General features: G+C 72.3%; 12 protein-coding genes. 9 read left to right on the top strand and 3 right to left on the bottom strand.

The annotated features are described in order from the left end of the window. The first annotated feature begins 24 nt into the window (after window positions 1-24). The 3 genes from FHX81_RS07810 (at window position 25) to FHX81_RS07800 (ending at window position 7,708) form a co-directional block, all read left to right on the top strand. Window positions 25-516, top strand: a complete 492-nt coding sequence (locus FHX81_RS07810) for a DUF4396 domain-containing protein (protein ID WP_141976469.1) — start codon at window positions 25-27, stop codon at window positions 514-516. Between the two features lie 263 nt (window positions 517-779). After that, a complete protein-coding gene (locus tag FHX81_RS07805) occupies window positions 780-5,336 on the top strand; it encodes a hybrid sensor histidine kinase/response regulator (RefSeq protein WP_141976467.1) in 4,557 nt (1,518 codons plus the stop codon). Next, window positions 5,333-7,708 carry a SpoIIE family protein phosphatase gene (locus tag FHX81_RS07800; RefSeq protein WP_246107683.1) on the top strand — a complete coding sequence of 792 codons (2,376 nt, stop codon included), beginning with the start codon at window positions 5,333-5,335 and terminating at the stop codon, window positions 7,706-7,708. The genes FHX81_RS07805 and FHX81_RS07800 overlap by 4 nt, the downstream gene beginning before the upstream one ends. Window positions 7,709-7,720: 12 nt before the next feature. Here the strand turns inward: FHX81_RS07800 and FHX81_RS07795 are convergent, their stop codons facing one another. Next, window positions 7,721-8,398, bottom strand: coding sequence for a DUF4097 family beta strand repeat-containing protein (locus FHX81_RS07795; protein WP_141976463.1), 678 nt, complete (start codon window positions 8,396-8,398; stop codon window positions 7,721-7,723). Between the two features lie 168 nt (window positions 8,399-8,566). Here FHX81_RS07795 and FHX81_RS07790 point away from each other — a divergent pair, with 168 nt between their 5' ends. Both FHX81_RS07790 and FHX81_RS07785 read left to right on the top strand, forming a co-directional pair. Beyond that, entirely contained in the window at window positions 8,567-9,694 is a 1,128-nt protein-coding gene (locus tag FHX81_RS07790) for a sensor histidine kinase (protein WP_141976461.1), read from the top strand. Then, window positions 9,691-10,341, top strand: a complete 651-nt coding sequence (locus FHX81_RS07785; protein ID WP_141976459.1) for a response regulator — start codon at window positions 9,691-9,693, stop codon at window positions 10,339-10,341. Before FHX81_RS07790 ends, FHX81_RS07785 begins: the two co-directional genes overlap by 4 nt. Before the next feature lie 74 nt (window positions 10,342-10,415). On the opposite strand, the gene FHX81_RS07780 is transcribed toward FHX81_RS07785, so the two are convergent. After that, window positions 10,416-10,688, bottom strand: a complete 273-nt coding sequence (locus FHX81_RS07780; protein WP_141976457.1) for a GlsB/YeaQ/YmgE family stress response membrane protein — start codon at window positions 10,686-10,688, stop codon at window positions 10,416-10,418. Window positions 10,689-10,899: 211 nt separating this feature from the next. Here FHX81_RS07780 and FHX81_RS07775 point away from each other — a divergent pair, with 211 nt between their 5' ends. Then, window positions 10,900-11,676 (top strand): endonuclease/exonuclease/phosphatase family protein, encoded by a 777-nt coding sequence (locus tag FHX81_RS07775; RefSeq protein WP_141976455.1) that lies wholly within the window; start codon window positions 10,900-10,902, stop codon window positions 11,674-11,676. A gap of 22 nt (window positions 11,677-11,698) precedes the next feature. On the opposite strand, the gene FHX81_RS07770 is transcribed toward FHX81_RS07775, so the two are convergent. Next, on the bottom strand, window positions 11,699-12,001 hold the full coding sequence (locus tag FHX81_RS07770; protein ID WP_141976453.1) for a hypothetical protein: 303 nt from the start codon (window positions 11,999-12,001) through the stop codon (window positions 11,699-11,701). Window positions 12,002-12,222: 221 nt separating this feature from the next. On the opposite strand from FHX81_RS07770, the gene FHX81_RS07765 reads away from it, so the two are divergent. From FHX81_RS07765 to FHX81_RS07755, 3 genes are all read left to right on the top strand, one after another. Beyond that, the gene (locus FHX81_RS07765; protein WP_246107682.1) at window positions 12,223-13,515 is read left to right on the top strand and encodes a cation:proton antiporter; all 1,293 of its coding nucleotides are present in this window, start codon (window positions 12,223-12,225) and stop codon (window positions 13,513-13,515) included. Window positions 13,516-13,607: 92 nt separating this feature from the next. Continuing rightward, on the top strand, window positions 13,608-14,006 hold the full coding sequence (locus FHX81_RS07760; RefSeq protein ID WP_141976449.1) for a hypothetical protein: 399 nt from the start codon (window positions 13,608-13,610) through the stop codon (window positions 14,004-14,006). A gap of 14 nt (window positions 14,007-14,020) precedes the next feature. Beyond that, a complete protein-coding gene (locus FHX81_RS07755) occupies window positions 14,021-15,478 on the top strand; it encodes a peptide MFS transporter (RefSeq protein ID WP_141976447.1) in 1,458 nt (485 codons plus the stop codon). Window positions 15,479-15,495 lie beyond the last annotated feature (17 nt).

Genomic DNA, 15,495 nt, shown 5'->3' with positions numbered 1-15,495 from the left:
TATGTAGCACGACGGGAGTCGACCATGAAGCACGAGCACCGCGGCCATGGGGGGCACGACCACCACGCGGGTCGGACGAGCGTGAGCTGGGGCATGGCGGCGTCCGCGACCCTGCACTGCCTGACCGGCTGCGCCATCGGCGAGGTGCTGGGCATGGTGATCGGCACGGCACTCGGCTGGGGGACCGTGGCGACGATCGCGCTGGCCGTGGCGCTGGCGTTCGTCTTCGGCTACGCGTTGACGATGCGCGGTGTCCTCAAGGCGGGTGTCGGCTTCCGGCAGGCGGTGAAGGTGGCGCTGGCGGCGGACACCGTGTCGATCATCGTCATGGAGGTCGTGGACAACGGCGTGATGCTGGTCGTGCCGGGCGCCATGGAGGCAGGGCTGTCGAGCGGGCTGTTCTGGGGCGCGCTGGCGTTCGCCTTCGCGGTCGCGTTCGTGGTCACCGTGCCGGTGAACAGGTGGCTCATCGGCCGCGGTCGCGGGCACGCCGTGGTGCACGCCTACCACCACTGAGCCGCGGATCGCCGAACGACGGGACCAGTGCTGTCCACAGTGGATTAACAGGGTGAGTGGCCCGGTTCCCCTCCGGCCGTTCCCTTAAACGTCGACTGCGTCACACAGCGCCCCGGGCGGTGTCCCGGTCGTGGCGGCGCTGGTCATCCGGGTCCGACCGGTGCTGTGTACCGTGTCACGAGGCTGCCGGCTGCCGTTACGCGCCAGACGCGTCAGCTGGTCTTCTGCCAGGTCGTCGGGCACGGAACAGGGGCGGGGCGGACATGGGTGACACGGCGGCCGAGGCTTCGCACGCCACGGACACCACGTCGTCGGCGGTGGCGACGGCGGACAGACCGGAGCTGCGGCAGTTGTTGGCGGGGCTCACGGCGGTGCGCGACGGCGACTTCGGCACGCGGCTGCCGGACGACGCCGACGGCCTGCTGGGCGAGATCGCGACCGTCTTCAACGGCATGGTCGACCAGTTGTCCCTGTTCACCTCCGAGGTGACGCGCGTGGCCCGCGAGGTCGGCACCGACGGCCGGCTGGGCGGCCAGGCCCAGGTGCCCGGCGTGTCGGGGACGTGGGCCGACCTCACCGACTCGGTGAACGCCATGGCCGGCAACCTGACCAGCCAGGTCCGCGACATCGCCCAGGTGGCGACCGCGGTGGCGCGCGGCGACCTGTCGCAGAAGATCGACGTGGACGCGCGCGGCGAGATCCTGGAGCTGAAGGAGACCGTCAACACGATGGTCGACCAGCTCTCCTCGTTCGCCGACGAGGTCACCCGCGTGGCCCGCGAGGTGGGCAGCGAGGGCCGGCTGGGCGGTCAGGCCGAGGTGCCCGGGGTCGGCGGCGTGTGGCGCGACCTCACCGACTCGGTGAACTTCATGGCGGGCAACCTCACCGACCAGGTGCGCAACATCGCGCAGGTGACGACGGCGGTGGCCCAGGGCGACCTGTCCCAGAAGATCACCGTCACCGCGCGCGGTGAGATCCTGGAGCTGAAGAACACCATCAACACGATGGTCGACCAGTTGTCCTCGTTCGCCGACGAGGTGACCCGGGTCTCCCGTGAGGTGGGCACCGAGGGCGCGCTGGGCGGTCAGGCCGACGTCAAGGGCGTCTCCGGAACCTGGCGCGACCTCACCGACTCGGTGAACTTCATGGCGGGCAACCTGACCGCGCAGGTGCGCTCGATCGCCCAGGTCGCCACGGCGGTGGCGCGCGGCGACCTGTCCCAGAAGATCACCGTCACGGCACGTGGTGAGATCCTGGAGCTGAAGAACACCATCAACACGATGGTCGACCAGTTGTCCTCGTTCGCCGACGAGGTGACCCGGGTGTCCCGTGAGGTGGGCACCGAGGGCCGGCTGGGCGGCCAGGCCGACGTCAAGGGCGTGTCCGGCACCTGGAAGGCGCTGACCGAGTCGGTCAACGTCATGGCGGACAACCTCACCGCGCAGGTGCGCTCGATCGCCCAGGTGACCACGGCGGTGGCGCGCGGCGACCTGTCCCAGAAGATCCGGGTCGACGCCCGCGGCGAGATCCTGGAGCTCAAGGAGACCATCAACACGATGGTCGACCAGCTCTCGGCGTTCGCCGACGAGGTCACCCGCGTGTCCCGCGAGGTCGGCACGGAGGGCAACCTCGGCGGGCAGGCCACGGTGCGCGGCGTGTCGGGCACGTGGAAGGACCTCACCGACAACGTCAACGTGATGGCGTCGAACCTGACGGGCCAGGTGCGCTCGATCGCCCAGGTGGCGACCGCGGTGGCGCGCGGCGACCTGTCGCAGAAGATCACCGTCGAGGCCAAGGGCGAGGTCGCGGCCCTCGCCGGGGTGATCAACACGATGGTCGACACGCTGTCCGCGTTCGCCGACGAGGTCACGCGCGTGGCCCGCGAGGTGGGCACCGAGGGCATCCTCGGCGGCCAGGCCCGCGTGCCGAACGTGGCCGGCACCTGGAAGGACCTGACCGACAACGTCAACTTCATGGCGAACAACCTGACCAACCAGGTGCGCAACATCGCCCAGGTCACCACGGCGGTGGCCCAGGGCGACCTGACCCGCAAGATCGACGTGGACGCGCGCGGCGAGATCCTGGAGCTGAAGACGACCATCAACACGATGGTCGACCAGCTGTCCGCGTTCGCCGCCGAGGTCACCCGCGTGGCGCGCGAGGTGGGCAGCGAGGGGCGGTTGGGCGGTCAGGCCGAGGTCGAGGGCGTGTCGGGCACCTGGAAGCGCCTGACCGAGAACGTCAACGAGCTGGCCGGCAACCTGACCCGGCAGGTGCGCGCGATCGCCGAGGTGACCAGCGCGGTGGCCGAGGGCGACCTGACCCGGTCCATCACCGTGGAGGCGTCCGGCGAGGTCGCGGAGCTGAAGGACAACATCAACTCGATGGTGGGGTCGCTGCGCGAGACCACCAAGGCCAACCACGACCAGGACTGGCTCAAGTCCAACCTCGCCCGGATCTCCAGCCTCATGCAGGGCCGGCGGGACCTCGAAGTGGTCGCCGAGCTGATCATGGACGAGCTGACGCCGCTCGTCGGGGCGCAGTACGGCGCCTTCTACCTCGCCGACGACACCGCCGACCGCCCGGAGCTGCGCCTGATCGGCTCCTACGGCGCGCCCGACGAGGGCCGCCCGGAGCGGTTCCGGTTCGGCCAGTCGCTGGTCGGCCAGGCCGCCCGCAGCCGGCGCACCATCGCCGTGGACGACATGCCCGCGGACTACGTGACGATCTCGTCCGGCCTCGGCGCGACCGCCCCGACGAACCTGGTGGTGCTCCCGATCGTGGTCGAGGAGCAGGTGCTGGGCGTCATCGAGCTGGCGTCGGTGCACCACTTCACCGCGGTGCACCGCGACTTCCTCGACCAGCTCATGGAAACCGTCGGCGTCAACGTCAACACCATCGTGGCCAACGCGCGCACCGACGAGCTGCTGGAGGAGTCCCAGCGGCTGGCCGCCGAGCTCCAGGCGCGCTCCGGCGAGCTCCAGGTGCGGCAGGAGGAGCTCCAGCGCTCCAACGCCGAGCTGGAGGAGAAGGCCGAGCTGCTGGCCGTGCAGAACCGGGACATCGAGGCCAAGAACCTGCAGATCGAGCAGGCGCGGCAGGAGCTGGAGACCCGCGCGCAGCAGTTGGCGCTGGCCTCGAAGTACAAGTCGGAGTTCCTGGCCAACATGAGCCACGAGCTGCGCACCCCGTTGAACAGCCTGCTCATCCTCGCCCAGCTGCTCGCCCAGAACCCGACCCGCAACCTCACGCCCAAGCAGGTCGAGTACGCGGGGATCATCCACTCCGCCGGCTCCGACCTGCTCCAGCTCATCAACGACATCCTCGACCTGTCCAAGGTCGAGGCGGGCAAGATGGACATCACCCCGGAACGGGTGCCGCTGCGCCGGCTGCTGGACTACGTCGAGGCCACGTTCCAGCCCATGACCAGCCAGAAGAGCCTCGCGTTCCGGGTCAGCACCGCGGCCGGCGTGCCCGCGGACCTGCTCACCGACGACTCGCGGCTGCGGCAGGTGCTGCGCAACCTGCTGTCCAACGCGGTGAAGTTCACCGAGGCGGGCAGCGTCGAGCTGCGCATCGAACCGGCCGACCCGGGTGAGCTGCCCGCGTCGGTGCGCCACCACGGCTCGGCGATCGCGTTCCGCGTCGTGGACACCGGCATCGGCATCGCCGAGCAGCAGCTCGAGTCGATCTTCGGCGCGTTCCAGCAGGCCGACGGCACCACCAGCCGCAAGTACGGCGGCACCGGCCTGGGCCTGTCGATCAGCCGGGAGATCGCCTACCTGCTCGGTGGCGCCATCACGGCGGAGAGCGTGCTCGGCGACGGCAGCACGTTCACCCTCTACCTGCCCGTGGCGCGGCCCGACTTCGAGAACGTCGCGGACCGGCCCCACACCACGGCGGTGGACGACGCGTCGGCGACCGACCCGGCCGAACAGCCGCCGGCCCCGTTGGTGGTCGACCCGCCCCAGCAGCGCCGCCTGCTCGTGGTCGAGGACCGGCCCCAGGGCCTGCTGTCGCTGGTGGTGCAGAGCGCCGTGGCCGACCTGGCCGACAACCACGACCCGCGCGGCCCGGTGCAGGTCGTCACGGTGGTCGGCGCGCAGGAGGCGGCGGCGGCGCTCGCGGCGGACCCCTGCCACTGCGTCGTGCTCCAGTTGGACATGCCCGACGGCGAGGCGGTGCGGTTCCTCGGCGCCATGGACGGCGATCCGGCGCTGCGCGACGTGCCGGTGCTCGCGCACAACAACCGGCGGCTGGACCCCGAATATGAGCGGGACCTCCAGGCGCGCATCGGCCGCCGCCCGCTCGAACTGCTCTCCAGCCTGGACGAGCTGCGGGAGCGGGTCGCGCTGCACCTCAACGCCGAGGTGCCGGGCGACGTGCTGCCGCTGGTCCGGCCGCAGGACTCGGTCGAACCCGCACCGCAGCGCCGCGACGGGCAGCTCGCCGGCCGCACCGTGCTGATCGTCGACGACGACGCCCGCAACCTGTTCGCCCTCAGCAGCATCCTGGAGCTGAACGGCCTGAACGTGGTGCACGCCGAGAACGGCCGCGAGGCGATCGACGAGCTCGGCAGGCACCCGGCGATCGACCTGATCCTGATGGACGTGATGATGCCGGAGATGGACGGCTACGCGGCCACCGCGGCGATCCGCGCCATGCCGGAGCACGCGCACCTGCCGATCATCGCGGTGACCGCCAAGGCCATGCCCGGTGACCGGGACAAGAGCCTCACCTCGGGCGCGAACGACTACATCACCAAGCCCGTCGACGCCGACGACCTGCTGGCCAGCATGCGACGCTGGTTGCAAGCGTGACGGGCCCGGTGCCGGAGACCGACCGGACGCCCGCGGGGGACGAGTCCACCCTCGGCCGGTTGGCGGCGACCGTCGACCGGCTGCGCCAGGAGGTGGACGCCGCCCACGTCGCCGCCGACGGCCGGGCGCTGGTGGAACTGGCGAAGGGCATCCTGGTCGAACGACTGGGGTGCGGCCCGATGCAGGCCGCCCGGCAGTTGGCCGTGATGGCCGACCAGGCGGGCGTGAGCCACCTGGAACTGGCCGCCGACATCGTCAACCAGGCGGCCGAGGACCACCTGACCGAGGTGGCGGGCCAGCTCGTCCACGCCGCCGACCAGGCGGACCACCCACCCGCCCCGTCGACGGCGGTGCGCCTGCGCACGGCCGAGAGCGGGGTCTCCGCGGCCGACGACACCCAGCGGGTCGCCGAGTCGCTCCTGGAGCACGCCCTGGCGCCGTTGGGCGCCACCGCGGTCGCCATCTGGTCCGCGGCCACCGACTCGTCGCTGTCCCTGGTGGGAGCAGTCGGGTTCACGGCCGAGGAAGCGCGGCGCTGGCACTACGTCCCACCCGGTGTGGCGACGGCCGCCCGGCGCGCGCTGGACCGGCGCGGCACGGTGATGGTCGACCTCGGTCCGACCGGCCCGTCCACCATCGGGGACGCCACGGTGCGCGACGGCAGCCGGATCGTCACGCCCGCGGGAGCCGGTGGGCGCATCCTGGGCGTGCTGGAGGTGTGCTGGCCGTCGCGGTTGGCACCGCAGCCGGCGCGGATCCTGCGGCAGATCGAGGCGCTGGCCGAGTTGTGCGCGCACACGCTGGAGACGGGCGTCCCGGCGGTGCAGCGGGTCGTCGAGCACCCCGCCGTGCCCACGGCCGACCTGGTGGAGCTGGTGGACCTGGCCGACGGGCTGTTCGACCCGGCGCTGGTGCTGCGACCCCACCGCGACGGCGAAGGCCGGCTCACCGACTTCCGCGTCCACCACGTCAACGGGCACTTCGTCGACCTCGCGGGCCGGCCGCGCAGCTCGGTCAGCGGCGGCCTGCTGCTGGAGGTGTACCCGATGACGGCGGGGCCCGGCCAGCTGTTCGACAAGGTCGAGCACGTCTACGCGACCGGCGAGCCGTTCCGCGCCAAGCAGATGACGCTGCCGGCGCTGGTCGACCAGGTACCGCTGACCGTGGTGGCCGACGTCGCCATCAGCCGCTACGGGGACTCGGTGCTGCTCCTGTGGCGCGTCCGGGACGAGGCTGCCCGGTTGGCCAGCCTGCTGCAGCACGCCCAGCGGCTGGGGCGCATCGGCGGGTTCGAGGAGAACGCGGCCACCGGTGAGATCACCTGGAACAGCCAGCTCTTCGCGTTGCACGGGCTGCCGCCGACCGCCGACCCGGTCCCGCTGGCACAACTGGCCGCGCACGCCCACGAGGATGACGCCGCCGCCATCGGGCGCTTCCTGCGCACGGTGCTGAACCACCGCCGACCCGCGTCCGTGGCGTTCCGGTTGCTGCGCGGCGACGGGGTAACCCGGCACATCCGGGTGATCGCGGAGCCGATGCTGGACGCCGCCGGCCGGCTGGCCGCGATCCGCGGCGCGTACCAGGACGTCTCGTCCCAGCACTGGACCGAGGTGGCGCTGTCGGCGACCCGCGACCAGCTCGCCCACACCGAGCAGCAGGCCGCCGAGCAGAACCGGCTGGCGCTGCAGCTCCAGCAGGCGATCATGCCGCCCGCCCAGCCGTCGATCGACGCGTTCGGCCTGCGCATCGCCGTGCGCTACCGGCCCGCCGAGCAGGAGCACCTGGTCGGCGGCGACTGGTACGACGCCGTCGTGCTGCCGTCCAAGCAGGTCCTGGTGTCGGTGGGCGACATCACCGGCCACGGCATCAAGGGCGCGACCGGCATGGTGGTGCTGCGCAACGCGCTGCGCGGCCTGGCCGCGACCGGGGCCGGACCGGCGCAGCTGCTGGGCTGGCTGAACATCGTGGCCCACCACCTGACCGACCACATCCTGGCCACCGCGGTCCTCGGCCTGTATGACCCGGAGACCAAGGTGCTGCGCTGGGCCCGTGCCGGGCACCTGCCCCCGGTGCTGATCCGCGACGGGCGGGCCTCCACCCTGCCCATGCTGCGGGGAGTGCTGCTCGGCGCGCTGGCGGAGACGCAGTACGAGGAGGGCCAGGTGCAACTGCGACCCGACGACACCCTCCTGCTCTACACCGACGGCCTGGTCGAACGCCGGGACAGCAACCTCGACGACTGCATCGACTGGCTGCTCACCACGTCCGAACGCCCGGTCACCTCACTCGAAGGACGACTCGACCACCTGCTCGAGCACAGCCGGGCCGACACCGACGACGACACCTGCATCGTCGGTATCGGCGTCGACTGACCACCGGGCCGGTCAGTTGCCCGCGAGGCTGTGGGCGGTGATGTCGCCGTACGAGGTGGTCGCCCGGATGTCGAGCCGGGTGGCCGTGTCGCCCGCGTTCACCAGGGTGTTGTGGACGCGACCGCGGGACGTGCCGGCGTCCAGGGTGGCCGGCGTCCCGTGAGCGGCGGCGATGGAGATCGAACCGGCCTCGGTGCGCAGCACGACCGCGCCGCCCACTGCCTCGGCGATGCGGATGTCCCCCTTCCGGTTGTCGATCTCCGCGGGCCCGCCGAGGCGGTTGACCAGGACGTCACCGGCGTGCGCGGTGAGGCGGAGGCTGTCGACGTCGTCGAGGGCGATCGCGCCGTGCGCGCCCTCGAAGGTGACGTCGCCGAGCCGTCCGGCGGTGTGCACCCCGGCCGCGCCCGCCCGGCCCTCGACGCGGGAGCCGGCGGGCAGGTGGACGATCACCTCGACCGACCCGGAGGGGCCGAGGACCTGGTTCTTCGTCGGGCCCTCGACCCGCAGGACGCCGTCGCGGTACTCGACCGCGGTCTGCTCGGCGGCCTTGACGTCACGGCCCTTCGAGGCGTCCACGGGGCGAACCTCCACCGTGGTGTCGAACCGGTCGCCGGCGACGAGCCGCACGAGCCCGGCGGGGATGTGGACGACGGCCGAGATCGGGGCGGGGGTGGCGAAGGTCTGCATCGTGTTCTCCTGTGTTCCGTTGCTCGTCCTGCTGACAGGAACCACCGTCGCCCGCCGTCCTGACACCGGACCGCCACCGCGCTGACACGGCCCCTGACACGCCGGACCCGTCACCTCCCGCTCGTGTGACGGCGAGACCCGGTGCGCACGGCCAGTAGGATCGGCGCGGTGATCGGTCTTCGGCGGGTCCCGGAGCTCTGGCGCCGGTACGCGCTCTGGTACCCGTTGATCGGGTTGGGCCTCTTCGTCGGGTCGCTCGTGCCCGCGCTCCATGGTCAGGGCACCCAGTTCGGCGGCATGCCCGCCCGCCCGTACGACCAGCTCACCGTCGTCGCCGTGGCGCTGCAATGCCTCCCGTTCGTCCTGTGCCGACGGTGGCCGGTCGCGTGCCTCGCCGTGGTGTCGCTGGGTTTCGCGGTCGACCAGTTGCGCGGCTACCACACGTTCGCGGGCACGGCGCTGGTGATCGCGCTGCTCGTCGCCGCGGCACGGCTGGAGCGCGGGCGGTGGGTCGCCGCGCTGGTGTTCTCCGCGGCGTACGTGGTCCTCGCGCTGCTGTTCCCGTTGCTGGGCGGGGGCGAGCCGGTGGCCGAGGTGGTGACGTTCTACCTCGCGCTGGTGCTGGTGGCGAGCGCCGGGTCGTGGTTGCGCGCCACGAGGATCGCGGAGGCCGAGCGGCGTCGCCGGGTCGCCGAGGACACCCGCGCCGCCGAGCGCGCCCGCATCGCCCGCGAACTGCACGACGTCGTGACGCACCACGTGACGGCGATGGTCGTGCAGGCCGAGTCGGCCCGTTACCTGACCGCGGAACCGGAGCGGCTGGACGAGTCGCTCACCGCCGTCGCCGGGACCGGACGGCAGGCGCTCACCGACCTGCGGCACCTGCTCGACGTGCTCAACCCCGACCACACCGCACCGCCCGTCGGCGGGTTGCGCACGTTGGTGGAGCAGACCCGTCGCGCGGGCCAACCGGTCGAGTTCACCGAGGACGGCACGGCCAGGGCCGGTGGCAGCGCGGGTCCGGTGGTGTACCGGGTGGTGCAGGAGTCGCTGACCAACGCCCTCAAGCACGCTCGCGGCAGTCGCACGTCGGTGCGCGTGCGGCACGGCGAGCGCGAGGTCACCGTGGAGGTCAGCACGGACGCCGTCGCCGCCCCGGCCGTCCCCCTCGGCGGCGGCGGACGCGGTCTGGCCGGTCTGCGCGAGCGGATCGACCTGCTGGGCGGCGAGTTCAGCGCGGGCCACGACCCGAGCGGTTTCCACGTGCACGCCCGCGTCCCGGAGAACTCGCGGTGATCCGCGTGCTGGTCTGCGACGACCAGGTGCTCGTCCGCACCGGCCTGGTGACGATCATCGACGCCCAGCCCGACCTCGAAGTGGCGGGCGAGTGCGGTGACGGGCGGACCGCGGTCGACCTCGCGCGCCGGCTGGACCCGGACGTCGTGGTGATGGACGTCCGCATGCCGGTGCTCGACGGCATCGCGGCCACCCGCCTGCTCGCGGGCGCGGACGTGCCGCGGCCGGTGAAGGTGTTGGTGGTGACGACGTTCAACCTCGACCAGTACGTCTACGAGGCGCTGCGGGCCGGGGCGAGCGGGTTCCTGCTCAAGGACGCGCCACCGGACCGGCTGCTGCACGGCATCCGCACGGTGGCGTCGGGCGCGGCGCTGCTCGACCCGGAGGTGACGCGGGAACTGGTCGGCAGGTTCGCCACCCGCATCCGACCGGTCGCGCCGAGCGCGCCCGGCACCCGGTTGACACCCCGGGAGCTGGAGGTCCTGCACCTCATCGCGGACGGCCTGTCCAACAGCGAGATCGCCGCGGAGCTGGTGCTCAGCCCGGAGACCGTGAAGACCTTCGTCTCACGCATCCTGACCAAGTTGGGCCTCCGCGACCGCGTCCAGGCCGTCGTCTACGCCTACCGGCACGGCCTGGTCGGCTGACCGCTCCGGCGCACGGGAACAAGCGTCGGGCCCGCCGGTGTTCGACCGGCGGGCCCGAGCGTTCCGGTGTGGCGTCAGCCGTGGGCTCGGTGGCCCCGGCTCGTGACCAGGTGGTAGACGGCCAGGACCACGACCGAGCCGAGGATGGCCAGCAGCCACGTGCTCAGGTCGAAGAAGCTGCCGATGTCGGAGCCGAAGATCGCCCGACCGATGAAGCCGCCGATGATGGCGCCGACGATGCCCAGCAGCATGGTGATGACGATGCCGCCCGGGTCCTTGCCGGGCATGACGGCCTTGGCGATGGCGCCGGCGATGAGACCCAGAACGATCCAACCCAGGATGCCCACGGTGCTTCCTTGTCCTCGTGCCACGCCGACTCCTGCGACGCGGCGTGATCGTTACCGGCACCGGGTTGCCCAACTCCGCCGGGTTTCACACCTTCGGTGCGCGACCGGCGGGAGAACGGTCGTCCGCGGTGGCGGTTCGCGCAGGCGTCCAGGCGGTGAACACTCGTCGCGAGGTCTGCGGATCCGTTGCTCCGATCAGCACAATCAGGCCGTGATCCGACGTCTTCCGCTCGCCGCGCTCTTCGGTTGCCTGCTCGTCGCCGGCCTGCTGTCCCCGGGAACCGCCGCGGCCGGGCCCGCGGCGGCGCGCCCGCCCTATTCGTTGCTGCACATGAACGTCTGCGCCAGCGGTTACGCCGGCTGCTACGCCAAGACCGAGTACCCGAGGATCGTGGACGAGGTGGTGGCCCGGATCGAGGCCAACGACGTCAACGCGGTCACGCTGAACGAGGCGTGCAGCGGTGACGTCGCCGAGATCGCCGCCCGCACCGGTTACCACCACCGCTTCGCCGCGGTCGTCTACCGGGGTGCGCCGCTGGCGTGCAAGGCACCGGAAGGACGGGGCGTGTTCGGCAACGCCGTGCTGACCGAGGAAGCGATCCGCGCCTCCGAGGACGCGCCGTTCTCCGTGTTCACCGGTGTCGAGCAACGGCGTTGGCTCTGCGTGACGACCGCCCGCCGCGTCGACGTGTGCACGACCCACCTGTCCACCGGCGGCGAGGCGCCCGGCACGGCCAACGCGGCGCAGTGCGCGGAACTGACCGCCGTGCTGGCCGCGCGCACCCGTCCGACCCTCTTCGCGGGCGACGTCAACCGCCGCGCCTCGTGCGCCCCGCCGACCCACTGGACGCTGACCGACGCGGCCGCCGTCCAGGCTCCCGGCATCCAGCACGCCTACGGCACCCTGGCCGGGCCGACCCTGGAACTGGAACCGACCACCTACACCGATCACGACGCGCTCGTGGTGCGCGCCGGCCTGCGCCGCTGAGCGGATCGACCCCCGGACGGGGTCAGGGGTTCACGGTGCCCCGGACCTCGACGGGGCGGTTCCCGGCCGTGCCGCGGTAGGTGTAGACGCCCCGCGCGTCGCGGTCGGAGGCGGCGAGGGCGAGGTCGAGGACGGCGGCCCAGTGCACCAGGCGTTCCAGCACCTCGGGCGTCGGGCAGGACGCGGGCACCACCCCGCGCAGGACACCTCGTAAGTCGATCTCCCAGTGCAGCCCCCGGCCGTCGAGCACGGGGGACACGGCGGTCCCGTACCGGTTGACCGCGTCGGTCAGGGCGGTGTTCACGATCTGGGTCAGCGGTGTCAAGGCGGCACCATCTTCCGGCTGGCGGGGCGGGGACCGCCGTCATCATCTCCGCACCGGGGCTGACACGATCGAGCGATCCTCAGCCCCTCGTGTCCCGGGCTGACACGGTCGTGACCTGCGGATCGGCTCCGTCCCGCATGGACGACGCCCGGAGTGGGTACCTCGAGGCGTACGCGGTCGAATCGGTGTTCGAGCGCGGTGCGACGGAGAGGAGCGGCCTGGTGGGTCCGGCTGCCGTGTACGCCGGCGCCGGTGTGGCGACCCTCCTGGCGGCGTTGCTGCCCCGGGTGCTGGGCCGTGCCCCGATCTCGATGCCGATGGTCTTCCTGGCGGTCGGCGCCGTGGCGTTCGCGGTGGTCGAGCCGCTGCCCGACCCCGATCCCACCCGGCACGGCTCGGTGACCGTCCACCTGACCGAGCTGTGCGTGATCATCTCGCTGATGGGCGCGGGGCTCGCGCTCAACCGGCCGTTCGGCCTGCGCCGCTGGGCCACGACCTGGCGGCTGCTGGGCATCACGATGCCGCTGTCCATGCTCGCGGTCGGGCTGCTCGGCTGGGGCGCCCTCGGCTTCGGCCTGGCCTCGTCGTTGCTGCTCGCGGCGGTGCTCGCGCCCACCGACCCGGTGCTGGCGGGCGAGGTGCAGGTGGCCGAACCCGCGGAGCACCCGGACGACCACGGCGAGGACGAGGCGAGGTTCGCGCTCACCTCGGAGGCGGGGCTCAACGACGGCTTGGCCTTCCCGTTCACCTACGCCGCCGTGGCGGTCAGCGTCGTCGGCGCGGCGCCGTCCGCCTGGCTGCCGCAGTGGCTCGCCGTGGACGTGGCGTGGCGGTTGGCGTGCGGCGTGCTCGTCGGGCTGCTCACCGGGTGGGCGCTGCGCAAGCTGTTCTTCGCCGCGCCGTCGGAGAAGCTGCGGCTGGCCGAGCACGCGGAGGGCTTCGTGGCGCTCGCCGCCACGTTCCTGGCCTACGGCCTCACCGAGCTGGCCGAGGGCTACGGTTTCGTCGCCGTCTTCGTCTGTGCGTGCACGATCCGGGCGGGGGAGCGGTCCCACGGCTACCACCGCGTGCTGCACCAGTACGTGGAGCAGGTCGAGCGCATGCTCACCGTGTTGATCATCTTCCTGCTCGGCGGCGCGGCGGTCACCGGGCTGCTGGCGGGCACCGGCTGGCGCGACGTGCTGGTGGCGCTGGTCGTGCTGCTCGTCGTGCGGCCGGTGGCCGGTCTGATCGCCCTGGCGCGGGGGCGGACCGGGCCCCGGGAACGGGCCGTCATCTCGTTCTTCGGCGTGCGGGGCGTCGGGTCGCTGTTCTACGTCGCCTACGCGGTGCAGGCCGGGCACTTCGCCGACCAGGACCGGATCTGGCGGGTGGTCGCGCTGGTCGTGATCGGGTCGATCATCCTGCACGGCATCACGGCGACCCCGGCCATAGGGTTCCTGGACCGCCTGCGCGTGCGCGCGGCACGCGACCGGCACGGCGACCCGGACGAGGCACCCCGCACCCCCGTCTGAGGGCGGGGTCGTCCGACCGCGGGTCCGGACGGGAGACGCCGATCGGGTGACACTGCCGTTCCAACCGTGCGGCTGCGGGGTAGCCGCACGGCATGGACGGTTCGCGGACGGCCGCCCTCCTCGGCGTGGTCCTGCTCGTGACGGCGTGCGGGCAGCCCGCGCGGGAGCCCGGCCCGACCGGGTGCGCGGGCGGGGTGCCGTCGTGCGCCCCGTCCACCGCACCCCCGTCCACCGCGCCCACGACCCCGGCACCGTCACGTCCGGTGACGGTGCTGCGCGGCACGGTGCAGGCCGGCGTGGAGGCGGGGTGCCTGGTCCTGGCGACCGACCGGGGCCGGTTCCTGCTCCTGGGCGGCGACCCGACCGTGCTCCGCGAGGGCGCCGAGGTCGTCGTGGAGGGGGCGACCCGCCCGGGTCAGGCCACGACGTGCCAGGAGGGCACGCCGTTCTCGGTCAGCGCAGCGCGGGCCGAGCCCGCCACCACCCGATGAGGCGAGGTCGCACGATGAGCACGACGGCGGAGCAGGACCAGAGCAGGGGCTTCTTCGGTCACCCACGCGCGCTGGCGCACCTGTTCGGCGTCGAGATGTGGGAGCGCTTCTCGTTCTACGGGATGCAAGGCATCCTCACGATCTACCTGTACTACCGGGCGGCGGACGGCGGTCTCGGGCTGTCCGAGGGCACCGCGACCAGCATCGTCGGCGCCTACGGCGGGCTGGTGTACCTGTCCACCATCGTCGGCGCGTGGGTGGCGGACCGGCTGGTCGGGTCGGAGCGCGTGCTGTTCGCCAGCGCGGTGCTGATCATGTTCGGGCACGTGGCGCTGGCGTTGCTGCCGGGGTTCGCCGGGGTGGGCGTCGGGCTGGCGGCGGTCGCGCTGGGCAGCGGCGGGCTCAAGGCCAACGCCACGGCCCTGGTCGGCTCGCTGTACGCGGAGGGCGACGAGCGTCGGGACGCCGGGTTCTCGCTGTTCTACCTGGGCGTCAACCTCGGCGCGTTCGTGGGCCCGCTGCTGACCGGGTTGGCCCAGGAGGAGCTGGGGTTCCACTACGGCTTCGGCCTGGCCGCCGTCGGCATGGCCGCGGGCCTGACCCAGTACTGGTTCGGCCGGCGCAAGTTCGGCCCCGAGGTGAACGTCGTGCCCAACCCGCTGCCGCCCGCCCGCCGCCTGTCCGTCGTGGGCGTCGCGGCGGCCGTCGTCGTGGCGGTCGTGGTGCTGGTGCTGACCGGGGTGGTCCGGCCCGCCAACCTCGCCGACGTGGTGATCGTGGTCATCGTCGTGGCGTCGGTCGGCTACTTCGCGGTGATCCTGTCCAGCCGCCGCATCAGCCGGGTCGAACGCCGCCGCGTGGTCGCGTTCATCCCGATGTTCCTGGCGAGCTTCGTGTTCTTCGCGTTGTTCCAGCAGCAGTTCACCGTGGTGGCGATCTACGTCGACCAACGGGTCGACCGCACGTTCTTCGGCTGGGAGATGCCGGTGTCCTGGGCGAACTCGATCAACCCGGTGTTCGTGATCCTGCTGGCCGGGGTGTTCGCGGCGGTGTGGACCAGGCTCGGGCCGCGGCAGCCGTCCTCGCCGGTGAAGTTCGCCCTCGGCACCGTGCTGATGGGGTTGGCGTTCCTGCTGTTCCTGCCCACGGCCGGCGGTGCGGCGAACAGCACGCCGCTGCTCGTGCTGGTCGTGATCCTGCTCGTGTTCAGCGTCGCCGAGCTGCTGCTGTCGCCGGTCGGGCTGTCGCTGTCGACGAAGCTCGCACCCGAGGCGTTCCACACCCAGATGGTGGCGCTCAACTTCCTGTCGATCGCGCTCGGCACCGCCACCGCGGGCTCGCTGGCCAAGTACTACAGCGCCGACCACGAAACGACCTACTTCACCGCGGTCGGCGGCGCGGCCGTCCTCTTCGGCGTCCTGCTCGCCCTCGCGTCACGGCCGATCCGGCGGTTGATGAGCGGTGTGCACTGACCGGGCTTGACGTTGAC

Origin of the sequence: Saccharothrix saharensis (assembly GCF_006716745.1) — a bacterium.
Classification (GTDB): domain Bacteria; phylum Actinomycetota; class Actinomycetes; order Mycobacteriales; family Pseudonocardiaceae; genus Actinosynnema; species Actinosynnema saharense.
The sequence above is the reverse complement of the archived record's forward strand: the minus strand, read 5'-3'. Positions and strand labels throughout refer to the sequence as shown.